Source organism: Pseudomonas sp. LBUM1674 (genome assembly GCF_059695635.1).
The window spans coordinates 782,855-807,129 of the sequence record NZ_CP166779.1 but is presented as its reverse complement, the minus strand read 5'-3'; the positions used below and the strand labels follow the sequence as shown (position 1 = coordinate 807,129).

Sequence of the window (24,275 nt, the reverse complement as noted above, 5' to 3'; positions counted from 1 at the left end):
AAGCTCCATGCATGAGTCGAAATCTCATGACCTGAATTAGCCACAGCACAGCCCATGCCAAACCCGTCACCTGCTGCTTTCGGGGGGTTGAGCCGAGGCAATCGCCTTTTCCTACCCCCAGGATCCGCACTATCTGACAATTATTGTCACCTCAGTCCCACTGGTTTGGCTCCGCCGCTTGACTAGGCTATAAGTCATGCATTGTTTGCGTCCGGTATCCCCATGAATGACATCGCCCTTAGCGGCCTGGCCAAGCAATTGGTCCTGGCCGAACTGCTCACTGATAAAAGCGCGCAACAGGCGTACCAGCAAGCCCAGCGCAACCGGATTTCTCTGGTCAGCTACCTGGTGCAAAACAAGCTGGTGAAAAGCCGTCAGGTCGCCGAGATTGCCTCGGAGCACTTCGGCATGGCGCTGCTGGACCTCAATTGCCTGGACAAGGAAAGCCAACCCAAGGGCCTGGTCAGTGAGAAACTGGTCCGCCAGCACCACGCCCTACCCCTGTGGCGGCGCGGCAACAAACTGTTCGTGGGGGTTTCCGATCCAACCAATCACCAGGCCATCAACGATATCCAGTTCAGCACCGGGCTCAGTACCGAAGCCATTCTGGTCGAAGACGAAAAACTCACGGACGCCATCGAGAAATTCTTCGACAACCACAGTACCGGCCTGGAAGACATGGCCGACGTTGACCTCGATGGCGTGGACATCGAGTCGATCGATGACAACAATCAAGACGCCATCGCCGGACAGGATGCCGATGACGCGCCCGTGGTGCGTTTCGTTCACAAGATGTTGCTCGATGCGATCAAGAGCGGATCTTCCGACCTGCATTTCGAGCCCTATGAAAAAACCTACCGCGTGCGAATGCGCACCGACGGCATGCTGCGTGAAGTCGCCAAACCACCGATTCAGCTGGCCAACCGCATCGCTTCGCGGCTGAAAGTCATGGCCAGCCTCGACATCTCCGAACGCCGCCGGCCCCAGGACGGGCGGATCAAGATGCGCCTGTCCAAGAGCAAGTCCATCGACTTCAGGGTCAACACCCTGCCGACCCTGTGGGGCGAGAAAGTGGTGATCCGGATCCTCGATCCGTCCAGCGCGCAAATGGGCATTGATGCCCTCGGCTACGAGCCCGACCAGAAAGACTTGTACATGGCCGCGCTCAAGCAGCCACAGGGGATGATCCTGGTGACCGGCCCCACCGGCTCGGGCAAGACCGTGTCGCTCTATACCGGCCTGAACATTCTCAACACCGTGGACATCAACATCTCCACCGCCGAAGACCCGGTGGAGATCAACATGGAAGGCATCAACCAGGTCAACGTCAATCCCAAGCAGGGACTGGGATTTGCCCAGGCGCTGCGCTCGTTTCTGCGTCAGGATCCGGACGTCATCATGGTCGGCGAAATCCGTGACCTGGAAACGGCGGAAATCGCCATCAAGGCCGCCCAGACCGGGCACCTGGTGCTGTCGACCCTGCACACCAACAGCGCCGCGGAAACCCTGACCCGCCTGCACAACATGGGCATCCAGGGCTTCAACATCGCCACCTCGGTCAGCCTGATCATCGCCCAACGCCTGGCGCGTAAACTGTGCAGCCATTGCAAGAGACCGATCGAGATTCCCCGGGAGGCGCTGCTAAAGGAGGGTTTCCCCGCGGAACGCATCGGCTCGTTCACGATCTATGAACCGATCGGTTGCGATCACTGCAACGGCGGTTACAAAGGGCGCGTAGGGATTTATGAAGTGGTGAAGAACACACCCGCGTTGCAACGGCTGATCATGGCCGAGGGCAATTCGCTGGAAATCGATACCCAGATGCGTAAAGACGGGTTCAACGACCTGCGTACTTCCGGGTTGATCAAGGCCATGCAGGGCATCACCAGCCTTGAAGAAATCAACCGGGTCACCAAGGACTGAACATGGCGGTCAAAGCAGCAAAAATCAGCGTGTATGCCTGGGAAGGCACGGACAGGAAAGGCTCGAAAATGACCGGCGAACTCAGCGGTCAGAATCCGGCGCTGATCAAGGCGCAGTTGCGCAAGCAAGGCATCAATCCCGGCAAGGTGCGCAAGAAATCCGCCTCGATCTTCAATCTGGGCAAGCGCATCAAGGCCCAGGACATTGCCCTGTTCACCCGGCAGATGGCGACCATGATGAAAGCCGGCGTGCCGCTGCTGCAATCGTTCGACATCATTGGCGAAGGCTTCGATAACCCGGCCATGCGCAAACTGGTGGATGAGGTGAAACAGGAAGTCGCGGCGGGTAACAGCTTTGCCGCGGCGTTGCGCAAAAAGCCCCAGTATTTCGATGAGCTCTACTGCAATCTGGTCGATGCCGGCGAACAGGCCGGCGCCCTGGACACCCTGTTGGAACGGGTCGCGACCTACAAGGAAAAGAGCGAAAGCCTCAAGGCGAAGATCAAGAAAGCCATGACCTACCCGCTCGCCGTGGTGTTCGTCGCGATCATCGTGACCGGGATTCTGCTGGTCAAGGTGGTGCCGCAGTTCGAGTCGGTGTTCAAGGGATTTGGTGCCGAACTGCCGGCCTTCACCGTCATGGTCATCGGCCTGTCGGAATTCATGCAGGACTGGTGGTGGGTGATGCTCGGCATGCTGATCGCGGCGGTCTTCGGCCTGCGCCACGCCTTCAAGACGTCCCAAGTCTTTCGGGACCGGACGGATACCTGGCTGCTGAAACTGCCGTTGGTTGGCACGCTGATGTACAAGTCCGCGGTGGCCCGTTATGCCCGTACACTGTCGACCACCTTCGCCGCCGGCGTGCCGTTGGTCGAGGCCCTGGAGTCAGTGGCGGGCGCGACCGGCAACATCGTGTTCAAGCGTGCGGTGCTGCGCATCAAGCAGGACGTGTCGACCGGTATGCAGCTGAATTTTTCCATGCGCTCCTCCGGTATCTTTCCGAACATGGCGATCCAGATGACGGCCATTGGCGAAGAGTCCGGGGCACTGGACGACATGCTCGACAAGGTCGCGAGTTTCTATGAGGACGAAGTGGACAACATGGTCGATAACCTCACCAGCCTGATGGAACCGTTCATCATGGTGGTGCTGGGGGTTGTAGTCGGTGGCCTGGTGGTTGCGATGTACCTGCCCATCTTCCAACTCGGCTCTGCGATCTGACATGCCCTTGAACGAAATCCTGATGATCTATCCGCTGGCCTTCGTCGTCATTGCGGCAGTGCTCGGCCTGCTGGTCGGCAGCTTCCTCAATGTGGTGATCTGGCGCCTGCCGAAAATGCTCGAGCGCGAGTGGCGACTACAGGCCCACGATATTCTGGGTTTGCCTGACGAAACGCCCCTGCCGATTTACAACCTGCTGCTGCCCCACTCTCAGTGCCCGCACTGCAGCCACCGGATTCGCGCCTGGGAAAATATCCCGCTGCTCAGTTATACGTTTCTACGGGGACGCTGCTCAAGCTGCAAGACGCCGATCAGCAAACGCTACCCATTGACCGAACTGGCCTGCGGTCTGCTGTCGGCGTTCATCGCCTGGCACTTCGGATTCGGTTGGCCGGCGTGCATGGCGCTGGTCCTGACCTGGGGCCTGTTGGCCATGAGCCTGATCGATGCCGAGCACCAACTGTTACCGGATGTACTGGTGCTTCCGCTGTTGTGGCTGGGGCTGATCGTCAACAGTTTCGAGCTGTTCGTGCCGTTGCATGAGGCGTTGTGGGGCGCGGTTGCCGGCTACATGGCGCTGTGGTCGGTGTTCTGGCTGTTCAAGCTGGTCACCGGCAAGGACGGCATGGGCCACGGTGATTTCAAGCTGTTGGCGATGCTGGGCGCCTGGGGCGGCTGGCAGCTCTTGCCGCTGACTATCCTGTTGTCATCGTTGGTGGGTGCCGTTATCGGCGTGATTTTGCTGCGTGTGCGCGACGCGAAAACCTCGACGCCGATCCCTTTCGGGCCCTATCTGGCGATTGCCGGCTGGATTGCCTTGCTCTGGGGTGGTCAAATAACCGACTTCTATTGGCAGTTTGTCGGTTTGAAATGAATACCCTTGTGGAAAAACCCTGGATTCTCGGCCTGACCGGCGGCATCGGCAGCGGCAAAAGCGCGGCTGCCGAGCACTTTATCGATTTGGGCGTGCACGTGGTGGACGCCGATCATGCGTCGCGCTGGGTAGTGGAACCGGGCCGACCGGCTCTGGCGAAGATCGCCGAACACTTCGGCACCGGCGTGCTGCAAGCCGACGGGCAACTGGATCGCGCAGCGTTGCGCAAATTGATCTTCGAAGTGCCTGAACAACGTCTCTGGCTCGAAGCGCTCTTGCACCCGCTGATCGCCACGGAGATCGCCGATCATCTAAGCAAGGCACAATCGCCTTACGCGATTCTGGTTTCGCCGCTGTTGATCGAGTCGGGACAGTACGCCATGACCCAACGGGTGTTGGTGATCGACGCGCCCGAACAACTACAGATCGAACGCACCCTGCAGCGCGACCAGATCAGCGAGCAACAGGTCCAGGCGATCCTCAAGGCCCAGTCCAGCCGCCAGGATCGCGTGAGCCATGCCGACGATGTGGTGGTCAACGACCGCGACCTCGCCTGGCTGCACAGCGAGGTCGAACGCCTGCATCACTTTTACCTTACTTTGCGTGGAGGCCAGTCATGAGCCAAACCCCAACCGTCGATTGCCCAACCTGTGGCGCCCCTGTGGAATGGAGCCCCGAGAGCAAGTTCCGGCCATTCTGTTCGGACCGTTGCAAGCTGATTGACCTGGGTGCCTGGGCGTCGGAAGAACACAAGATTCCGGTCAGTCCGGACGCCGAAGACGACCTGTTCAGCGAAGATTTCGAACCGCGTCACTGATACCGGGCATTAGTGCCGCATGAAGCCGTAATCGGCGGATCAAGATTTGGGATCGTCGTCTTTCCAGGGCGCCGAAAGGTAGCGTGTACGATTGAAGGTCTCCAGCCACTCGGGACAGAACACCACCAGCGCGCTGACCACCATGCCGTTGATGAAGGCCTCCGGAAAAATGATCAGCCACAAGTAACCGACAAAGTCTTCCAGCCAATAGGGCATGGCAAAACGTTCGTCGAACCACAACAACCACAGCGCCAGCAGCAGGCACAACAACGCCGAGAGCGCCGCCGCAAAAAAACCGGAAACGAAGATATACACAAAGGGATTTCGCGGCTGCGCTCGCTCCACCAGGATCGCGCAGCACTCGGTGACCAGCACCGGCAGCAGAATCAGCAGCGCGCCGTTGACCCCCATCGCCGCCAGATCCTGGCGGCCGAGCAGCACAAGCCCCGCTTGCGCGACCAATCCGCCGACAATCGCCAATGGCCAGTCGAGCAACAGGGTCACGGCGGTCATGCCGATGAAGTGGTAGGAGACGCCGGTATCGAAATCCCGTCGCACCAGCCACAGCATGAACAGCGCGAACACTGTACCAAACAGTAAATGCTGGCGGCGGCTATCGCTGAACAGCTCGACCCACGGCGCTCGCGCAACCGCCCAGATCAGCACCGGCACATAGATCAACCACCCTACCGCGAGGGATTCAGGTGACAGTAACTCGGCGCCGATCATCGCTGGGCACACTCCCTTGTCTTGCCGAAAGAGAACAGACCCTCAGTCTACACCGACCTTCGCACGCCCTTCGACGTCAGGCCCAATGCCGTGGATCGTCCATCACCGCCTCGTGCTCGGCGAACAGTCTGGGTAATTCGGCCTTGAGAAAGTCCACCCAGGTCCGGACCTTGGCATCCAGAAAACGCCGTGACGGGTACAGCGCATACACCTTGCGTTGACGGGGGCGCCAGGCCGGCAGCAAACGCAACAAGGTGCCATCGCTGAAGGGGCGCGATGCGATATAGAACGGAATCAGGCTGATCCCCATGCCGGCCTCCGACGCCTTGACCATCGACTCGGCGACGTTGCACTGAAAGGTCTTCGCCGGGCTGACCGCCTGTTCGCCATGCTCGTCCTGGAAGACCCATTCATCGCCGTACAACGGGTCGAGCATGCGCAGGCACTGATGCTCGTTCAGCGCCAGCGGTGTATGGGGCACGCCACGCCGTTGCAGGTACGCCGGGGAGGCGCAGGGCACGCTGTAGATCTGCCCGATGGCCTGGGCGACCAATTGCGAATCGGCCAGTTCATGGGCGATCGAAATCACCACATCGTGCCCTTCCTCCAGCGGATCGGGATTGCGCTGCGACAGGGTCAGTTCGAACACCACATCGGGGTAAAGCTCGCTGTAACGGGCGATCAATGGCGTGATCAACACGCCCAGGCCATTCATGCTGTGCACCCGCAGCCGTCCACTCGGCTTGAGATGAGCGCCGCGCGCCTCTGCCGTTGCCTCTTCCATTTCTTCAAGAATTTGCCGACTGCGCAGCAGGAAGCGTTCTCCGGCCTCGGTCAGGCTCAACCGCCGCGTAGTGCGTTGCAGCAAGCGCGCCTGCACATGCTGCTCCAGATCCGCCACCAGTCGCGACACTTGCGCGGTCGACAGATCCAACGCATCGGCGGCAGCGGTAAAACTTGCGCAGTCCACCACGCGGACGAACACCCGCAAGTTATTGAGCAGATCCATGGGCCCTCCAGCGGCGAAGATTGTTACGTTTCCTGTAAGGCTGCATCAGGCGCAGGCCTCTTTATCAGGCGGGGGCAAAGACTAGAATTCAGGTATCGGAATCAACATGGAGCACGGAACAATGAAAACCCTGATCAGCCTGTTTCTGACCCTTGTCGCCACCTCGGCCATGGCCGCCGGCAACGAGCCGACCGCCACCCCGTACAACCCGGCGCAGCCGCTGGACATCGCCGAAGTGGTTTCAGTGACCGACACCGCAACCGCCTGCGACGTTGTGCCAGCGACTATGGTCTACATCGATCATCAGGGCCAGACCCATCGCGTGACGTATCAGGTGATGGGCAACTGCATGAGCAATCTGTGATCGCCGCTTCATAGCAACGTCCACGTATAGCTGAGGATCAAACGGTTCTCATCGATGTCACTGCGGTAGTTGGATCGCGCCATCACATTGCGCACGCGGATACCGAGGCCCTTGAGGCTGCCGCTCTGCAGCACATAGCCGAGATCGAGATCACGTTCGCGATCCTTGCCTTCAAAACCCAGGCCGGTGTCGACATTGTTGCCGGTGATGTAGCGCACAGTGCTGGTCAGCCCCGGCATGCCGAGGGCCGCGAAATCGTAGTCGTAACGCGCCTGCCAGGAGCGCTCATCGGTGTAGGCAAACTCGTAGGTCGGCACTTCATTGCCCAAGGGTGAGATGTTGGCAAAGACCCGCGGGAAGGCGCTGTCGCCGAACATGCCCTGGTAACCCAGATAAAACGTGTGGCCGCCGCGCTTGGCCGACAGCAGGGAGAAGAACGCCTGGTTGTCGATATTGCCCAGCAGCTGTTTGCCGTCTTCGCGCGAATCGTAGTAACCGAGATTGGCGCCCAGGGTCCAGTTGCCCAGCGGCTGGCTGTGCTTGAGGCCGAGAAAGCGCTGGTTGTAGATGTCTTCCAGTTGCCCGAACCAGGCGCTGACCGAGCTGCGCTTTTCATTGAAGGCGTAATCGGCGCCGGCAAAGTTGAAGCCATCACTGCTGACCTGGCGCTGCGGTACATGACCGAGCATGGCTTGCATCTTTTCGTCGCCGGCCTCGTTGCGCAGGCTGGTTGATCTCAAGTGACCGCCTTGCAAGGTCAGGCCATTGATCTCGTTCGAGCTGATGCTTGCGCCCTGATAGCTGGGCGGCAGCAGACGGATATCGCTGAAGGCCAGCACCGGCACGTTGGGTTGTAATTCACCCACCTTCAGTTCGGTCTTGGAGTAGCGCACCTTCAACGCGCCTTCCAGTCGGCTGTAATCATTCGCCGCACGGCCGTCATCCTGCACCGGCAGCAAACCGGTATTGACCCGGTCCGGGCTGCTGTCGAGTTTGAGGCCGAGCAGGCCGATGACATCCACACCAAAACCGACCGGGCCTTGGGTGTAACCGGACTTGACGTTGAGGATGAAGCCCTGCGCCCACTCCTCGGCCTTCGATTGCTGGTTGGCGCCGACGATGTCGGAAAAGTCCCGGCTGAAGTAGTAATTACGCGCTTGCAAGGTCGCCGTGGCGTCTTCGATGAAGCCGCCCTCGGTGGCCATCGCACCGGCGGAGAAACTCGAGACGACAGCCATGGACAACACGGAACCGGTTGCTGGAAGAATCTGTTTCATCGTTGTTCTCTTGTTTTTATTGATCGACAGGTTGAAGTGCTTCAGCCGCAGCGGTTTCGCTGCGAGGAACAGGACGACGGGCGTTTAACAGCAAGTGGGTGACCATGCCGAAAATCAGCCCCCAAAATGCAGCGGACAACCCCAACAACGACATGCCCGACGCCGTGGTGAGAAAGGTCACCAGCGCCGCTTCGCGATCCTTGGGCACGGCCATGGCGCCGGCCAACGCCCCGGCAATCGCGGCGAACAGCGCCAGCCCGGCCAGGGCTGCGATCAGTTCTTTGGGGAACGCCGAAAACAGTGAAACCAGGGTGGCGCCGAAGATCCCCAGCACCAGGTAACACAGGCCACCCACGACGCCGGCCACATAGCGTTTGCCGGGATTTTCATGGGCCTCGCGGCCGGTGCAAATGGCCGCGGTGATCGCCGCCAGATTCAGCCCGTGACAACCGAACGGTGCCAACAGCGCCGTGCCCAACGCACTGCTGGCGATGATCGGGCCGGCCGGCGTCGAGTAACCGCTGGCTCGCAGCACTGCCATGCCGGGAACAAACTGGCCGGTCAGCGCCACCATCACCAGCGGCAGGGCAATGTTCAGGGTCGCACTCAGGCTGAACGTCGGGGTAATCCATACCGGCGTGGCAAAACCGATCACCAGCGCTTCACGGTGCAGATCACCGGCAAGAAAGGCGAGCGAACACCCCACCAGCAGCACCATCAGTACCGCATAACGCGGCATCACCCGCTTGCAGATCAGGTAGGTGGCGAACATCGCCAGCACCAGCAATGGCTTGCCCTGCAAAGAGACGAACAAACCGGTGCCGAAGCTGAACAGAATCCCCGCCAGCATCGCTGCCGCAATGGCCGCGGGCAGTTTGCCGATGATCCGGTCAAACGCCCCGGACACCCCGACCAGAAAGATAATCAGGCTGCTTACCAGGTAAGCCCCCACGGCCTCCGGCATGGAGATCCCGGGCAACAGCGCCACCAGCAACGCCGAACCCGGTGCCGACCACGCGATGATCACCGGTACGCGATAACGCAGGCTCAGACCTATGCCGAGCACGGCGCTGCCGATGGAAATCGCCCAGACCCAGGACGACAACACTTCTCGCGAGAGGTGCGCGGTCTCGGCCGCCTGGAAGATGATCACCAACGGGCCTGCGTAGGAAATCACCGTGGCGATAAATCCGGCGACTGCCGCCGACAGGGAAAAGTCCCGGAATAACACTTTCATGAAACCTCGCCGACAGCCCCGTCAGGCGATCCTTGCTGCGCGCCCGGTAGCGGTTGCCGGGCACTGCGCCGACTGCTGATGGCGAACACGGTCATGGCGATCGCGGCCACTGCACCGGGCAAGGCAAAGGCCATGAAGTTCAGCTGCAGCGGCAGGTTGATCCCGAGCAAGGCGCCGCCCAGCAGCGGTCCGACGATGGCGCCGTTGCGCCCGATGCCCGACGCCCAGCCCAGACCGGTGGAGCGAATGGTCATGGAGTAGAACTGCGCAGCGCAGGCGTACAACAGGATCTGCGAGCCGATGGTCGTGGCGCCGGCAATGGCGATCAGCAGGTACAGCACCGGCATCGGGCTGTTGAATCCCAGCAGGGTGATCGATACGGCTGCACCGGCGAAGAACACCGCGAGCACCCGCGGCAAGTTGAGTTTGTCACCCAGCACACCCCCACCCACCGCACCGAAAATGGCACCGAAGTTGAGTACCAGCAGGAACGACAGACTCGAGCCCAGGCTGTAACCGGCGTTGGCCATCAGTTTCGGCAGCCAGGAACTCAAGGCGTAGACCATCAGCAGGCAGCAGAAAAACGCCAGCCACAGCATCAGCGTGCGCAGCGCTCGGCCCTCGCGGAACAGTTGCAGTACCGGAGTGCCAGTCCCTTTCACGTCGTTCATGTGCAGTTGATCGCCGGCTTGCTCGACGTAAGCCGGATCAATCCGCTGCAGGATCGTGCGCGCCTCTGCATTGCGCCCCTGGCGCAGCATGAAACCCACCGACTCGGGCAGGAAGTACATGATCAACGGCAACAACAGCAACGGCAGCACCGCCACGTAGAACACTGACTGCCAACCAAAACTGGGGATCAGCACGATACCGAGCCCCGCCGAAAGCATGCCGCCCACCGAGTAGCCGCTGAACATGATCGCCACCAGCGTGCTGCGGATTTTCTTCGGTGCGTACTCGTTCATCAGCGCCACGACGTTGGGCATTACCCCGCCAATGCCAAGCCCGGCAATAAATCGGCAAACGCCAAACTCGGTGGGGTTGCGGGCAAATCCGTTGAGCACGGTAAAACCGCTGAAGAGCATCACACAGATCGTGATGGCTTTTTTGCGGCCAATCCTGTCCGACAGCGGGCCGAAGAACAACGCGCCAAACATCATTCCGAACAGTGCATAACTGCCCAGTGCGCCCGCTTGCAGGGGACTGAGCCCCCATTCTTTCATCAGCATCGGCAGGACTACGCCGTAGATCACCAGATCGTAACCATCGAAGATGATGATCAGGGCACACCAGAACAGCACCATCCAGTGAAAACGGTTGAATCGTGCGTTGTCGATAACCTCATGTACGTCGATCTTGCGCATGGCATCTGTCTCTTGTTGTTGTTTTAAGAGCGTCGTTAACGCGGCTAACGTCCCGTAAAGCCGAGGGTAAAGCTGCCAGGCACGCGCAAATATCCGCTTTACGCAGATCACTATCCGTTTTGTGCAATGCCCGAACCGGGCGCGGGATGCAGGTGTTGCGAGGGTGACGTGCGCCAGATCCGGCAGATTTCTGACCCTCTCCGATAAACTGTCTTCTTTGCGAGCGCATTTGAACGCTAAGCTTGGGCCTATGGATGATTCAGATTACTTACGCCTGCTGACCATTGCGGCCGAGCAAGCCAACGCGTTTCTCTCCAATGCCCGCAAATGGGAGCGTGAGCGTTGGGTGTGCCAGCGCCTGTTGCAGGGCCTGAACATTCCCTACCGCGCCGACGAATTCGCTCCGGCCGGAGAGCCGCCGGACGTGCTGTTCCGTGACGCCAGTTTCGAGGTGTTCTTCGTTCTCGATGAAGGCCGGCGCCTCAACGACGAGTGGCGCGATGAACTGCAACGACGGCGCAGCGCATTCTCCCTGAGCCAGCTGGTGCGCCGCGAGGCCAAGCCGAGACGCATTCCGGCCAATGAGTTCTTGCTGAGACTGGCACCGACCTTGCGCAAAAAAGCGCATAACTACAAAGAACGCGGCATGGACCTGGGGGAGCTGGACATCATCGCCTTCGCCAGCCTCAAGCGCGAAGTGCTGGACCTCAACAGCCATTTCCCGCCGCCTACCGAGTACCTGCGTCAGGGCTGGCGTTCGTTGTCACTGGTCGGTCCTACCTTTGCCCGCGTGCTGTTCGCGCACCCGGATGCGCCGGATTTCCTGCGCAGCAACCTGGGTCGCAGCATTGTGTTCGACGTCGGGATCAGCCTGTGAGTCCATTGCAGGAATTGATTGCCGAAGTGCCGCAACAGGGCCGCGTTCGATGGATCGGCGTGCGACCGGAGCGTCATGCGCCAATGATCGAGCTCGAGGCTGTGGAAGCACGTCTCGAGGTTGGCTTGACCGGTGATCGCGCCCGCCCGGGCATACGCAATGCGCGCCAGGTGACGCTGATTCAATGGGAGCACCTGGCCGTAATCAGTTCGCTGATGGGCCGCGCGGATGACCACCCGGTGCTACCTCAGGACCTGCGGCGCAATATAGTCGTCAGCGGCATCAATCTGTTCAGCCTCAAAGGCCGACGCTTCAGGATCGGTCAGGCGATTTTCGAAACCACCGGCTGGTGTCAGCCCTGTGCTCGCCTGCAAACCAACCTCGGTCCCGGGACCTTTCAGGCCGTGCGCGGACATGGCGGAATCACCGCCCGGGTGTTACAAAGTGGAATCATTCGCCTGGACGATACAGTGAGCGTCGAGCCCATTCCGGCCAGCGGCTATGCTGCGTTCAATGCGGGATAAACCGCGCTTGTAGCTTCCCTACATTTAGCAACGTCTACCCCTGACGAGGCCCGATATGACCAGCCGCCTGAAACCAGAAGACCAGAAGCATGTCGAAGAGTACCTGCGACTGTCCCAGCACCGTGTCGAGCGCCGGCCTTTTCGGCCGTGGATGCTCCTGGTGGTGGTATTGGCAGTGACCATAGGTCTTGGCCTGTTGAGCCGATTTATCAGTTACCTGACGCTATGAGCTGCCTTGCGCTCGCTCGGGTAATTGCACCGATTTCTTTTAGCCTTGCGAGATATCCCCATGACTCATCGTATTGTCATCGTTGGCGGCGGCGCCGGCGGTCTGGAGTTGGCTACCCGTCTGGGTAAGACTCTGGGCAAGCGCGGCACGGCCAGTGTAATGCTGGTCGACGCGAACCTGACCCACATCTGGAAACCGCTGTTGCACGAAGTGGCGGCCGGTTCCCTGAACTCTTCCGAAGACGAACTCAACTATGTTGCCCAGGCAAAATGGAACCACTTCGAGTTCCAGCTGGGGCGCATGAGCGGGCTCGATCGCACCCAGAAGAAAATCCAGCTGGCCGCGACCTATGACGAAGCCGGCGTGGAGCTGGTCCCGGCCCGTGAACTGGGCTATGACTCGCTGGTCATTGCCGTTGGCAGCACCACCAACGATTTCGGCACCCAGGGCGCGGCGCAGCATTGCCTGTTCCTCGACACCCGCAAACAGGCCGAGCGCTTCCATCAGCAATTGCTCAACCATTACCTGCGCGCCCACGCCGGGCAAACCGACACGGTCGAGCAGATCAGCGTCGCCATCGTCGGTGCCGGCGCCACCGGGGTCGAACTGGCCGCCGAGCTGCACAACGCCGCCCATGAACTGGCGGCCTATGGCCTGGACCGGATCAAACCGGAAAACATGCACATCACCCTGATCGAAGCCGGGCCACGGGTGCTGCCTGCGCTGCCGGAACGGATTGGCGGGCCTGTGCATAAAACCCTGGAGAAACTCGGGGTCAATGTCATGACCAATGCCGCGGTCAGCGAAGTGACGGCCGACAGCCTGATCACCGCCGATGGCAAAGTGATCAACGCCAGCCTGAAAGTCTGGGCGGCCGGAATCCGTGCGCCGGGCTTCCTCAAGGACATCGATGGCCTGGAAACCAACCGCATCAATCAACTGCAAGTGCTGCCGACCCTGCAAACCACCCGCGACGAAAACATCTTCGCCTTCGGTGACTGCGCGGCCTGCCCGCAGCCGGGCACCGATCGCAACGTGCCGCCACGGGCCCAGGCTGCACATCAACAGGCGTCGTTGCTGGCCAAATCGCTGAAATTGCGGATCGAAGGCAAGGCAATGCAAGAGTACAAGTACACCGACTACGGCTCGTTGATCTCGCTGTCGCGTTTTTCGGCTGTGGGTAACTTGATGGGCAACCTGACCGGCAGCGTAATGCTCGAGGGCTGGCTGGCGCGGATGTTTTACGTGTCGTTGTACCGGATGCACCAGATGGCACTGTACGGCGCGTTTCGCACGGCGATGCTGATGCTGGGCAGCAAGATCGGGCGTGGGACTGAGCCGCGGCTCAAGCTGCACTGACACCCATCCACTGTGGGAGCGAGCTTGCTCGCGATGACGGCTTAACATTCAAAAGATGCGCTGAATGTCAGACCGCTATCGCGAGCGAGCTCGCTCCCACATTAACTCTTCAATGATCTGGAGATCTGTGTCTCACTGTATCTCTCCCCCGAATACTTCTTTTCGCTTACAAACTCCCCCTTGCGCGACACAGTAGCGATACACCCACCCCGCTAAATGGCCACACCCGAGCAAGGCACCCCGCCTGCACAGGTTATCGCCGCACTTACGTGGCGTCCTTTATCGAACGGTTGTGTCGTGCAACCCAGGAGATTTCAAATGTCCCGTACCACCACTCTCGGCAAGAACACCATTGGCCTGCTTGGCGCTGTCTTGGCCGGCGGCATGATGTTGTCCGGTTCCGTGTTCGCTTCACAGCCCCTGACTCAGGGCTATCTGCTGGCCTCGGCCGAACAGGTGGTGAAAACCCCGGAAGGTAAATGTGGCGAAGGCAAGTGTGGCGATGAATCGATGGCCCGGACCGATACCGATGGTGACGGCAAGGTATCCCGCGCGGAATTCCTGAAAGTGGCGCCCAAGGCTGACTTCGACAAGATCGACACCAACCATGATGGCCAGATCGACGAACAAGAGGCTTTTGATAACGTGAAGGCCAACTACGAAGCCAATGGCAAAAAAATGCCAAAAGGCTTGTTCGAGCACCTGAAAGACAATAGTTAAGCCCTGAAGCAACGAACCCGCCCCGCCTTTCTTCCAGGAAGCGCGGGGTTTTGTGTATGCACTGCTTTTCAGCAGACAAAAAAAATCCCCGTATCTTTCGATACGAGGATTTTTAATATGGTCGGGGTAAGGGGATTCGAACTCCTGACATCCTGCTCCCAAAGCAGGCGCGCTACCGGACTGCGCTATACCCCGGTAAAAAAAAGGCGACCTTTACAAGTCGCCTTCTTCGATCAGCGCTTTTGGCCTCTGATCTTAAGATCTGATCCCAGCGTTAACTGGTTTCAAAAATGGTGGGTCGTGTGGGATTCGAACCTACGACCAATTGGTTAAAAGCCAACTGCTCTACCAACTGAGCTAACGACCCAAAAATGGTCGGGGTAAGGGGATTCGAACTCCTGACATCCTGCTCCCAAAGCAGGCGCGCTACCGGACTGCGCTATACCCCGGTTTGAAATTGGCTCCGTGACCAGGACTCGAACCTGGGACCCAATGATTAACAGTCATTTGCTCTACCGACTGAGCTATCACGGAACTACATATTTCAATTTACAACGGTGAAGCTTACTGCGGTCTCTTCGACCCGATCGCATCGCTGCGTTCGTGTGTCTGAGGCGCGCTATTCTACAATCTTCACAACCTCTGTCAACCCCCAAATTGCTTTCAAGTTAATGATTTGCAACTTATTTTAGATTCCTGCTTGGGGAGCAGAAACCCTGGCGGGCGACTTACTGCGGGGCGCACTTTACAAGCCTTTTCCTTTCAGTTCAACAGCCTAACGAAAAAAAGGCCTCGCAATGCGAGGCCTCTTCACTTTTACGGCCGCCGTGGATCAACCAAATACGATTTCGTCGTTTTCCACGACACCTTTGGCGGTATCGCCGGGCATGAAACGACCCGACAGAATCAGCTGCGCCAACGGGTTCTCGATCCAGCGCTGGATCGCTCGCTTGAGCGGTCGTGCACCGTATACCGGGTCGTAGCCGACTGCGATCAGCTTGTCCATCGCCTCCGGACTGAGTTCCAGCTTCAGTTCCCGTTCGGTCAGACGAGCGCGCAGACGCCCCAACTGGATCTCGGTAATGCCCGCGATCTGATCCCGCGCCAGCGGCTCGAAGATCACCACTTCGTCGACCCGGTTGATGAACTCCGGCCGGAAGTGTGTGGAAATCGCATCCATCACCGCCGCGCGTTGCGCCTCACGATCACCGACCAGTTCCTGGATCTGCACCGACCCCAGGTTGGACGTCATGACAATCACGGTATTCTTGAAATCCACCGTGCGGCCATGGCTGTCGGTCAGGCGGCCATCTTCAAGCACTTGCAGCAAGATGTTGAAGACGTCCGGGTGGGCCTTCTCGACCTCGTCCAGGAGGATCACCGAGTAAGGCTTGCGACGCACCGCCTCGGTCAGGTAACCGCCTTCTTCATAGCCTACGTAGCCTGGTGGTGCGCCGATCAGTCGAGCCACGGAATGTTTCTCCATGAATTCGGACATGTCGATGCGCACCATCGCCTCTTCGGTATCAAAGAGGAACTCGGCCAGTGCCTTGCACAACTCGGTTTTACCGACCCCGGTCGGGCCGAGGAACATGAACGAGCCGCTCGGGCGATTCGGGTCGGACAACCCGGCCCGCGAACGCCGTACCGCGTTGGAAACGGCAACCACCGCTTCGTCCTGGCCGATCACACGCTGGTGCAACAGGCTTTCCATCTTCATCAGCTTGTCGCGCTCGCCTTCGAGCATTTTCGACACCGGAATACCGGTCCACTTCGACACGACTTCGGCGATCTCTTCTTCAGTCACCTTGCTGCGCAGCAACTGATTTTCGCTTTTGCCGTGCTGGTCGACCATCTGCAGGCTACGCTCCAGATCCGGGATAATCCCGTACTGCAACTCGGCCATGCGGTTCAAGTCGCCTTTGCGGCGCGCCGCCTCCAGTTCCTGACGGGACTGTTCGATTTTCTGCTGGATCTGCGCCGACCCCTGAACCTCGGCTTTTTCCGCGTTCCAGATTTCCTCCAGGTCCGAGTACTCACGTTCGAGGCGGGCGATTTCTTCCTGGAGTTTTTCCAGGCGTTTCTTCGCCGCGTCGTCGCTTTCTTTCTTCAGCGCCTGGGATTCGACCTTCAGCTGAATCAGGCGCCGCTCCAGACGGTCCAGCACTTCCGGCTTGGAGTCGATTTCCATGCGGATGCGGCTGGCGGCTTCGTCAATCAGGTCGATGGCCTTGTCCGGCAATTGACGATCCGTGATGTAGCGATGGCTGAGCTTGGCGGCGGCAATGATCGCGCCGTCGGTGATTGCCACCTTGTGGTGAACCTCGTAGCGCTCTTTCAGGCCACGCAGGATAGCAATGGTGTCTTCTTCGCTCGGCTCATCCACCAGGACTTTCTGGAAGCGCCGTTCGAGGGCGGCATCCTTCTCTATATATTGGCGGTACTCGTTGAGCGTGGTTGCGCCGACGCAATGCAACTCGCCGCGAGCCAGTGCCGGCTTGAGCATGTTGCCGGCATCCATCGAACCTTCGCCCTTGCCGGCGCCGACCATGGTATGCAGTTCGTCGATGAACAGGATGATCTGCCCTTCCTGCTTCGACAGCTCGTTGAGCAGGGATTTGAGGCGCTCTTCGAACTCGCCGCGATATTTGGCACCGGCAATCAGCGACCCCATGTCCAGCGACAGCAGGCGCTTGCCTTTCAGGCCATCGGGCACTTCACCGTTGATGATGCGCTGGGCCAGGCCTTCTGCGATCGCCGTTTTACCGACGCCAGGCTCACCGATCAGCACCGGGTTATTCTTGGTGCGACGTTGCAGCACCTGGATGGTCCGGCGAATTTCATCGTCACGGCCGATCACCGGGTCGAGCTTGCCTTCTTCGGCGCGCTTGGTCAGGTCGACGGTGTACTTATCCAGGGCCTGGCGCGACTCCTCGTGGTTGGCGTCATTGACGGCCTCACCGCCACGCAGGTTGTTGATCGCGTTTTCCAGGGCTTTTTTGCTCACGCCCTGACCAAGCAATAACTTGCCAAGCTTGCTGTTCTCGTCCATGGCGGCGAGCAGCACCAGTTCGCTGGAAATGAACTGGTCGCCCTTCTGTTGTGCCAGGCGATCGGCCTGGTTGAGCAGGCGCGCCAGATCCTGCGACATATTGACGTCGCCGGTCGGGTTCTGGATTTTGGGCAGCTGATCGAGCTCTTTGGTCAGCTCTTTACGCAGGCTGTTGACGTCGAAGCCCACCTGCATCAGCAGTGGCTTGATCGAACCACCCTGCTGTTCAAGCATGGCCTGCATCAAGTGCGCCGGCTCAATGCCGGGATGGTCAAGGCCGACGGCCAGAGATTGGGCGTCGGATAGAGCTAACTGCAATTTGCTGGTTAAACGGTCTATACGCATGGGTCACCTTCCTTTTGAGCAGGCCGGACCGATAAAACATCCTGAATGAAGAAACCTGCCAGATACCTCATTAGATGTGGTCAATTCTGGGAGATTCAAGCGTCTTGACGTTGATGCAAGTCAGCTAAGTCTAGCGTTCGAGCCAGATCAGGGAGGCAAACCGACCGGTGCGTGGACTACGGCGGTAAGAAAAGAAGCGCGGATCGGTCACGGTGCAGAAACCACTGCCATAGACGGCAGTGATACCGCGGGCAGCCAGGCGCAATCGCGCCAGCTCATAGATATCAGCCATGAATTTGCCAGCATTTGCACTGGGCACGAAGGCTTTGGCGGCCTCAGGCAGTTGCAGGACGAAGGTTTCGCACACTTCCGGGCCGACCTCAAAGGCTTGCGGGCCAATGGCAGGGCCGAGCCAGACCAGCACTTCGGCAGGCGGCACGGCCAGACTGTCGAGGGTGGCTTCCAGCACGCCCGCCGCCAGCCCGCGCCAGCCGGCATGGGCCGCAGCCACACGAGTGCCGGCACGGTCGCAGAAGAGTACTGGCAGACAATCGGCGGTCATCGCCGTGCAGGCGATACCGGGCGTTGCCGTCCAGCTGGCGTCGGCGGTAGCCACCAGGCTCGGGTCGGCATGAGCCACGGCAATGCCGTGAACCTGCTGCAACCAGGCCGGTTGAATAGAGAAATGATCGGTGAGGCGCCGGCGGTTTTCGGCAACGGCTTCGGGGCTGTCGTCGACGTGATCGCCGAGGTTGAGGCTGTCGAACGGCGCCAGACTGACGCCGCCCGCACGGGTGGTCACACAGGCTTTCACCCCGGCCGGCGCAGGCCAGTCAGGAATCAGCCAGTCACTCATCCGATGAACGCCTCGCGGTCCTGCTTGAGCAGCGTCAGCAACCAGACGAAGTCGTCCGGCAGTGGCGATTCCCAACTCATGCGTTTACCGGTGGTCGGATGATCCAGCTCCAGGAACCGCGCATGCAGTGCCTGACGCGGAAAAGCCTTCAACGATTCGATCATGGTCACACTGGCTGCCGGCGGGATACGGAAACGACCGCCGTAGGCAGGATCTCCGACCAACGGGAAGTTGATGTGGGCCATGTGCACACGAATCTGGTGCGTACGACCGGTTTCCAGCTTGACCCGCACGTGAGTGTGGGAGCGGAAACGCTCGAGCACGCGGTAATGGCTGACGGCCTGCTTGCCACCTTCCATCACGGCCATGCGCTGGCGTTGCTGGCCATGACGACCGATCGGCGCGTTGATCTTGCCGCCGGCTGTCACCACACCGATCACGATGCATTCGTAGATCCGGCTGACGCTGCGACTTTGCAGTTGCGTGACCAGCTGGGTCTGCGCCTGAATGGTCTTGGCCACCACCATCAGACCGGTGGTGTCCTTGTCCAGGCGATGCACGATACCGGCGCGGGGCACATTGATAATGTCCGGCACATGGTGCAGCAAGGCGTTGAGCAAGGTGCCATCAGCATGACCGGCAGCCGGATGCACCACCAGGCCCGCAGGCTTGTTGATCACCAGGATGTCGTCGTCTTCATAGACGATGTCCAGCTCGATGTCTTGAGCGATCCATTCGCCCTGAGCTTCCTGCTCGGCAGTCAGTTCAAGAATGGCGCCACCGTGAACGATGTCTCGCGGGCGGATAACCGCCCCATCCACAGTCAGGCGGCCGTCTTTGATCCAGGCGGAAAGGCGCGAGCGCGAGTGCTCAGCGAATAATTGTGCGGCGACTTGATCGAGGCGTTGGCCGCCCAATTCGGACGGCACCTCTGCGCGAAGTTCAATTTTATCGGACATGCTCAGACTAGGCGTCGGCACAGCTTTTGGTTTCGGCTGCGCGCTTGTGGTTAAATACGGCGTCTTTTGCCCCGAAGCTATTCATCGGGGCGCTCATCATAACAGGACGGCCCCGCCCAAGACAGCGGCCGTCATAGGGACGCAAGCCGCCATGCAAGTGAAACACCTGCTGCTGATCGCCATCCTCGCATTGACCGCTGCTTGCTCATCGAAGGAAGTCGTAGATGAAAACCTGAGCGAAGTCGAGCTGTACCAGCAGGCTCAGCACGATCTGGACAATAGCAACTACACCAGCGCCACAGCCAAGCTGAAGGCCCTGGAGTCGCGTTATCCGTTCGGTCGCTACGCTGATCAGGCTCAACTCGAGCTCATCTACGCCAACTACAAGAACACCGAGCCCGAGGCTGCGAAGTCCGCCGCCGAACGTTTCATTCGTCTGCACCCACAGCACCCGAACGTCGATTACGCCTATTACCTCAAGGGTCTGACTTCTTTCGACCAGGACGTCGGCCTGCTGTCGCGCTTCCTGCCGCTGGACATGACCAAGCGTGACCCGGGTGCCGCTCGCGACTCCTACAACGAGTTCGCCCAGCTGACCAGCCGCTTCCCGAACAGCCGCTACTCGCCTGACGCCAAGCAGCGCATGATCTACCTGCGCAACCTGCTGGCCGCTTACGAAATTCACGTTGCCGATTATTACCTGACCCGTCAGGCCTATGTCGCCGCCGCGAACCGTGGTCGCTACGTGGTGGAAAACTTCCAGGAAACCCCGTCGGTCGGTGACGGCCTGGCGGTGATGACCGAGGCCTACCAGCGTCTGCACCTGGACGAACTGGCCAACACCAGCCTCGAAACCCTGAAGCTCAACTACCCGAACCATCCAAGCCTGGTCGACGGTCAGTTCAAGCCTTCGGTCGACGAAGCCGACAACCGTTCGTGGTTGAGCAAGGCCACCCTGGGCCTTATCGAGTCCCGTCCGCCGCTGCCGCCGGGCGAAACCCGCGCCAACCAGGACGTGCAGAAGCAGTTCCAGGAAGCCAAGGACGCGATTCCAAGCGATCTCAAGCCTAAAGATGCAGATGGCGACGTGATCGAAGAAGAGGAACCTGAGCCTGAAGCCAACAACAGCGACCGCTCGTGGTTCAGCTACATGACCTTCGGCGTGTTCGACTGATACGACCGACAATCTGTACAAAAGGGAGACCCTTGGTCTCCCTTTTTTATTGCGTTTTGTTTGTGGAGAGCTATTTGGCTGTGCGCAGGTCATGTCCTTGCTAAACTGCCTGATCACTAGCTAATAAAGCAGCTCACCATGCTTCGTTTATTGTTCTGGATCGCCCTGATTGCCGCTGCGGTATGGTTCTGGCGCAAGTTCAAGGCTTCTTCCTCCGCCCCCAAGTCCTCCGCCGAGCTGGAAGCGGCGCCAATGGTCCGCTGCGCGCATTGCGGCGTCCACCTGCCCCGCGACCGCGCGCTGAACCTTCAACAACAGTGGTATTGCAGCCAGGCTCACCTTGAGCAAGGCCCGGGTTCAAGTGATCGCTGAGACGTCCAGTCCCGGCAGCAAACAGGCCCAGCGACTGCTGCGTCTCTATCATCTTTACCGTTTAAGCGTCGGCCTCACCTTGGTGTTGTTGATTTCCAGCAACATGGACAACCAGTTGTTGAAGTTCGCCAATGACGACTTGCTGCGCACCGGCAGCTGGCTGTACCTGGTACTCAATATTCTGCTGGTGGTATTTCTTGAGAACACCCGTCGCCCGGCGCAGTTGTTCAGTCTGGCGCTGACCGACGTACTGCTGCTGTGTGGCCTGTTCTACGCCGGAGGCGGCGTGGCCAGCGCCATCGGCAATCTGCTGATCGTGTCGGTGGCGATCAGCAACACCTTGTTGCGGCGGCGTATTGGCTTGCTGATTGCCGCTGTCGGTGCGCTCGGCATCGTCGGGCTGAGCCTGCTGATAAACTTCAGCCATCCGGCCAGACCCAACGACTACCTGCAAGTCGGCACGCTGGGCGCCCTGTGCTTCGCCGCAGCACTCTTGGTACAAGGCCTGACCCGGCGTTTGGAAGTCAGTGAAAGCCTGGCCGAGCAACGGGCCAGCGAAGTGGTCGGCCTCGAAGCCCTCAATGCGCTGATCCTGCAACGCATGCGCACCGGCATCCTGGTACTCGACGACCAGCGACGGGTGCAACTGGCCAACCACAGCGCGTTGACACTGCTGGGGCGGGACGGGCTTGAAGGCAATCTTATCGATAATTACTCGCCTGCTCTGGTCGAACGCTTGCAACTGTGGCGTAACAATCCGACGCTGCGCCCTCAGAGCGTTAAAGTCGACGGCAGTGGCCTGGAGCTGCAACCGAGCTTTATTGCCCTGGACCAAAGCCCCCACTACCAGAATCTGGTGTTTCTCGAAGACCTCGCCCAGATCGCCCAACAGGCCCAACAATTGAAACTCGCCGCCCTCGGCCGCCTGACAGCCGGCATCGCCCATGAAATCCGCAATCCACTGGGCGCCATCAGTCACGCCGCGCAGCTATTACAGGAATCAGAGGAACTCAATGGCGCGGATCGACGTCTGACCCAGATTATTCAAGACCACTCTCAGCGAATGAATCGGGTTATCGAAAACGTCCTGCAACTGTCCCGTCGCCAACAAACCGAGGCACAACGGCTCGACCTGAAGCCGTGGCTGGAACAGTTCGTCGCCGAAACCCGAGCGCGCGCGACCGAGCGTCAGCAGATTCACCTGCACATAGGTTCGGGCGACTTCAAAACCCTGATGGACCCGAACCAGCTGACCCAGATACTCGACAATCTGGTGCGCAATGGCTGGCGCCATAGCGTCCAGGTCCACGACCAGGCGCAGGTCTGGCTCGAACTGTTTGTCGACCGTGACAGCCAGCTGCCGATTCTCGAGGTCCGGGACGATGGAACCGGCGTGGCACCGGACCATCAGGCACAGCTATTCGAACCGTTCTTCACCACCAGCACCCAAGGGACGGGGCTTGGACTTTATCTGTCCCGTGAGCTGTGCGAAAGCAACCAGGCCCGCCTAGACTTCAAACCACGCCAAGGCGGCGGCTGCTTTCGTATCACCTTTGCTCACGGACGGAAACAAAGTTGAATACAAGCCCACGGCAAAAAGTCCTGATCGTCGACGACGAGCCGGACATCCGAGAACTCCTGGAAATCACCCTGGGACGGATGAAACTCGACACCTTCAGTGCTCGCAACCTTGGCGAAGCCCAGGCTCTGCTGACACGCGAGCCGTTCGACCTGTGCCTGACCGACATGCGTCTGCCGGACGGCACCGGCCTGGAGTTGGTGCACTACATCCAGCAACGCCATCCACAGGTACCGGTGGCCATGATTACTGCCTATGGCAGCCTTGAAACAGCGATCAATGCACTCAAGGCCGGGGCCTTCGACTACCTGACCAAACCGGTAGACCTTTCCCGTCTGCGGGAACTGGTCGCCAGCGCCCTGCGCCTGACCGCGCCGGGCGGCGCCAGCAGCACCGTCGATCGGCAGTTGCTGGGTGACTCATTGCCCATGCGCAGCCTGCGCAAACAAATCGACAAACTGGCCCGCAGTCAGGCCCCGGTGTACATCAGCGGCGAGTCTGGCAGCGGCAAGGAACTGGTCGCGCGACTGATCCACGAACAGGGGCCGCGGACCAACCGACCCTTTATCCCGGTGAACTGCGGGGCGATTCCCTCGGAATTGATGGAAAGCGAGTTTTTCGGCCACCGCAAAGGCAGCTTCAGCGGTGCCATCGAAGACAAGCCCGGCCTGTTCCAGGCAGCCCATGGCGGTACGCTGTTCCTCGACGAAGTGGCTGACTTGCCACTGGCGATGCAGGTCAAACTGCTGCGGGCAATTCAGGAAAAAGCCGTGCGCAGTGTCGGTGGTCAGCAGGAAACCGTGGTCGATGTGCGCATCCTCTGCGCCACCCACAAAGACCTCGACGCTGAAGTCGCCGCCGAGCGCTTCCGCCAGGATTTGTACTATCGGCTGAACGTGATCGAACTGCGGGTTCCGTCCTTGCGCGAACGTCGTGACGATATAGAGACTCTGGCCATCCATGTTCTCAAACGCCTGGCAGCCGGCAGCGGCCAGCCCGCCGCAAGACTCCACCCACACGCCCTCGACGCGCTGAAAAGCTATCGTTTTCCGGGCAATGTGCGGGAGCTGGAGAACATGCTCGAACGGGCTCACACGCTGTGTGAAAACCAACAGATCGAAGCCGGCGACTTGCGATTGGCCGAAAGCAACTGCGCCGCGCAAGGCGGTGTGCCGGACCTGACGCAGATCGACAACCTGGAGGATTATCTGGAAAACGTCGAGCGCAAACTGATCCTCCAGGCGCTGGAGGAAACCCGCTGGAACCGGACGGCGGCGGCTCAGCGGTTGAATCTTTCATTTCGGTCGATGCGTTACAGACTGAAGAAGCTCGGGCTGGATTGAGGGCCCCTTCGCGAGCAGGCTCGCTCCCACAGGAGGCGTCAGTGTTCACATGTTATGTGCAACAAAGAAGAT

23 protein-coding genes and 4 tRNA genes are annotated in these 24,275 nt (G+C 59.7%); 15 read left to right on the top strand and 12 right to left on the bottom strand.

The window, feature by feature from the left end; translation table 11 throughout:
• The first annotated feature begins 222 nt into the window (after positions 1-222).
• Genes pilB through yacG form a run of 5 tightly spaced genes read left to right on the top strand, consistent with a single transcriptional unit; the run spans position 223 to position 4,834 of the window.
• On the top strand, positions 223-1,923 hold the full coding sequence (pilB, locus tag ACA067_RS03705) for a type IV-A pilus assembly ATPase PilB (protein ID WP_497460651.1): 1,701 nt from the start codon (positions 223-225) through the stop codon (positions 1,921-1,923).
• 2 nt (positions 1,924-1,925) lie between these two features.
• Positions 1,926-3,143 carry a type II secretion system F family protein gene (locus ACA067_RS03700; RefSeq protein ID WP_497460650.1) on the top strand — a complete coding sequence of 406 codons (1,218 nt, stop codon included), beginning with the start codon at positions 1,926-1,928 and terminating at the stop codon, positions 3,141-3,143.
• Between the two features lies 1 nt (position 3,144).
• Complete coding sequence (locus ACA067_RS03695) at positions 3,145-4,017, top strand: prepilin peptidase (RefSeq protein ID WP_497460649.1); 873 nt, start codon at positions 3,145-3,147, stop codon at positions 4,015-4,017.
• Complete coding sequence (gene coaE / locus ACA067_RS03690; RefSeq protein WP_497460648.1) at positions 4,014-4,637, top strand: dephospho-CoA kinase; 624 nt, start codon at positions 4,014-4,016, stop codon at positions 4,635-4,637. The genes ACA067_RS03695 and coaE overlap by 4 nt, the downstream gene beginning before the upstream one ends.
• Positions 4,634-4,834, top strand: a complete 201-nt coding sequence (gene yacG / locus ACA067_RS03685; protein ID WP_123367803.1) for a DNA gyrase inhibitor YacG — start codon at positions 4,634-4,636, stop codon at positions 4,832-4,834. The genes coaE and yacG overlap by 4 nt, the downstream gene beginning before the upstream one ends.
• A gap of 39 nt (positions 4,835-4,873) precedes the next feature.
• Here yacG and ACA067_RS03680 read toward each other — a convergent pair whose 3' ends face one another.
• Both ACA067_RS03680 and ACA067_RS03675 read right to left on the bottom strand, forming a co-directional pair.
• Positions 4,874-5,563: an energy-coupling factor ABC transporter permease gene (locus ACA067_RS03680; protein ID WP_497460647.1), complete on the bottom strand. Its 690-nt coding sequence runs from the start codon at positions 5,561-5,563 to the stop codon at positions 4,874-4,876.
• A gap of 76 nt (positions 5,564-5,639) precedes the next feature.
• Positions 5,640-6,572 (bottom strand): LysR family transcriptional regulator, encoded by a 933-nt coding sequence (locus ACA067_RS03675; RefSeq protein WP_497460646.1) that lies wholly within the window; start codon positions 6,570-6,572, stop codon positions 5,640-5,642.
• A 121-nt stretch (positions 6,573-6,693) separates the two neighbouring features.
• Between ACA067_RS03675 and ACA067_RS03670 the strand changes: the two genes are divergently transcribed.
• On the top strand, positions 6,694-6,936 hold the full coding sequence (locus ACA067_RS03670) for a DUF2790 domain-containing protein (RefSeq protein WP_497460645.1): 243 nt from the start codon (positions 6,694-6,696) through the stop codon (positions 6,934-6,936).
• Between the two features lie 8 nt (positions 6,937-6,944).
• Here ACA067_RS03670 and ACA067_RS03665 read toward each other — a convergent pair whose 3' ends face one another.
• The 3 genes from ACA067_RS03665 to ACA067_RS03655 are packed head-to-tail and all read right to left on the bottom strand — an operon-like array spanning position 6,945 to position 10,814.
• Complete coding sequence (locus tag ACA067_RS03665; protein ID WP_497460644.1) at positions 6,945-8,213, bottom strand: OprD family porin; 1,269 nt, start codon at positions 8,211-8,213, stop codon at positions 6,945-6,947.
• A 16-nt stretch (positions 8,214-8,229) separates the two neighbouring features.
• On the bottom strand, positions 8,230-9,450 hold the full coding sequence (locus tag ACA067_RS03660; protein WP_497460643.1) for a benzoate/H(+) symporter BenE family transporter: 1,221 nt from the start codon (positions 9,448-9,450) through the stop codon (positions 8,230-8,232).
• The gene (locus ACA067_RS03655; protein WP_497460642.1) at positions 9,447-10,814 is read right to left on the bottom strand and encodes an aromatic acid/H+ symport family MFS transporter; all 1,368 of its coding nucleotides are present in this window, start codon (positions 10,812-10,814) and stop codon (positions 9,447-9,449) included. The genes ACA067_RS03660 and ACA067_RS03655 overlap by 4 nt, the downstream gene beginning before the upstream one ends.
• 250 nt (positions 10,815-11,064) lie before the next feature.
• Here ACA067_RS03655 and ACA067_RS03650 point away from each other — a divergent pair, with 250 nt between their 5' ends.
• From ACA067_RS03650 to ACA067_RS03630, 5 genes are all read left to right on the top strand, one after another.
• A complete protein-coding gene (locus ACA067_RS03650; RefSeq protein ID WP_007970534.1) occupies positions 11,065-11,691 on the top strand; it encodes a DUF1780 domain-containing protein in 627 nt (208 codons plus the stop codon).
• Positions 11,688-12,215, top strand: a complete 528-nt coding sequence (locus ACA067_RS03645; protein ID WP_497460641.1) for an MOSC domain-containing protein — start codon at positions 11,688-11,690, stop codon at positions 12,213-12,215. The genes ACA067_RS03650 and ACA067_RS03645 overlap by 4 nt, the downstream gene beginning before the upstream one ends.
• Positions 12,216-12,270: 55 nt before the next feature.
• On the top strand, positions 12,271-12,444 hold the full coding sequence (locus ACA067_RS03640; protein ID WP_064675841.1) for a DUF3094 domain-containing protein: 174 nt from the start codon (positions 12,271-12,273) through the stop codon (positions 12,442-12,444).
• Between the two features lie 60 nt (positions 12,445-12,504).
• Entirely contained in the window at positions 12,505-13,803 is a 1,299-nt protein-coding gene (locus ACA067_RS03635; RefSeq protein WP_497460640.1) for an NAD(P)/FAD-dependent oxidoreductase, read from the top strand.
• Positions 13,804-14,121: 318 nt separating this feature from the next.
• Positions 14,122-14,523 carry an HvfA family oxazolone/thioamide-modified RiPP metallophore gene (locus ACA067_RS03630; protein WP_497460639.1) on the top strand — a complete coding sequence of 134 codons (402 nt, stop codon included), beginning with the start codon at positions 14,122-14,124 and terminating at the stop codon, positions 14,521-14,523.
• Positions 14,524-14,641: 118 nt separating this feature from the next.
• Here ACA067_RS03630 and ACA067_RS03625 read toward each other — a convergent pair.
• From ACA067_RS03625 to rluD, 7 genes are all read right to left on the bottom strand, one after another.
• Positions 14,642-14,718 (bottom strand) — tRNA-Pro (locus ACA067_RS03625).
• Between the two features lie 96 nt (positions 14,719-14,814).
• A tRNA-Lys gene (locus ACA067_RS03620) sits at positions 14,815-14,890 on the bottom strand.
• A 5-nt stretch (positions 14,891-14,895) separates the two neighbouring features.
• Positions 14,896-14,972: transfer RNA gene (locus ACA067_RS03615), tRNA-Pro, on the bottom strand.
• A 9-nt stretch (positions 14,973-14,981) separates the two neighbouring features.
• A tRNA-Asn gene (locus ACA067_RS03610) sits at positions 14,982-15,057 on the bottom strand.
• A 298-nt stretch (positions 15,058-15,355) separates the two neighbouring features.
• The gene (gene clpB / locus ACA067_RS03605) at positions 15,356-17,920 is read right to left on the bottom strand and encodes an ATP-dependent chaperone ClpB (RefSeq protein ID WP_497460638.1); all 2,565 of its coding nucleotides are present in this window, start codon (positions 17,918-17,920) and stop codon (positions 15,356-15,358) included.
• Between the two features lie 130 nt (positions 17,921-18,050).
• Positions 18,051-18,776 (bottom strand): peptidoglycan editing factor PgeF, encoded by a 726-nt coding sequence (gene pgeF, locus ACA067_RS03600; protein WP_497460637.1) that lies wholly within the window; start codon positions 18,774-18,776, stop codon positions 18,051-18,053.
• Positions 18,773-19,735 carry a 23S rRNA pseudouridine(1911/1915/1917) synthase RluD gene (gene rluD / locus ACA067_RS03595; RefSeq protein ID WP_046048807.1) on the bottom strand — a complete coding sequence of 321 codons (963 nt, stop codon included), beginning with the start codon at positions 19,733-19,735 and terminating at the stop codon, positions 18,773-18,775. The genes pgeF and rluD overlap by 4 nt, the downstream gene beginning before the upstream one ends.
• 151 nt (positions 19,736-19,886) lie before the next feature.
• On the opposite strand from rluD, the gene ACA067_RS03590 reads away from it, so the two are divergent.
• From ACA067_RS03590 to ACA067_RS03575, 4 genes are all read left to right on the top strand, one after another.
• Positions 19,887-20,909 carry an outer membrane protein assembly factor BamD gene (locus ACA067_RS03590; RefSeq protein ID WP_497460636.1) on the top strand — a complete coding sequence of 341 codons (1,023 nt, stop codon included), beginning with the start codon at positions 19,887-19,889 and terminating at the stop codon, positions 20,907-20,909.
• Positions 20,910-21,047: 138 nt separating this feature from the next.
• On the top strand, positions 21,048-21,281 hold the full coding sequence (locus ACA067_RS03585; protein ID WP_128870787.1) for a PP0621 family protein: 234 nt from the start codon (positions 21,048-21,050) through the stop codon (positions 21,279-21,281).
• Positions 21,271-22,860 (top strand): sensor histidine kinase, encoded by a 1,590-nt coding sequence (locus ACA067_RS03580; protein ID WP_497460635.1) that lies wholly within the window; start codon positions 21,271-21,273, stop codon positions 22,858-22,860. Before ACA067_RS03585 ends, ACA067_RS03580 begins: the two co-directional genes overlap by 11 nt.
• The gene (locus ACA067_RS03575; RefSeq protein WP_497460634.1) at positions 22,857-24,203 is read left to right on the top strand and encodes a sigma-54-dependent transcriptional regulator; all 1,347 of its coding nucleotides are present in this window, start codon (positions 22,857-22,859) and stop codon (positions 24,201-24,203) included. The genes ACA067_RS03580 and ACA067_RS03575 overlap by 4 nt, the downstream gene beginning before the upstream one ends.
• Positions 24,204-24,275: the final 72 nt, after the last annotated feature.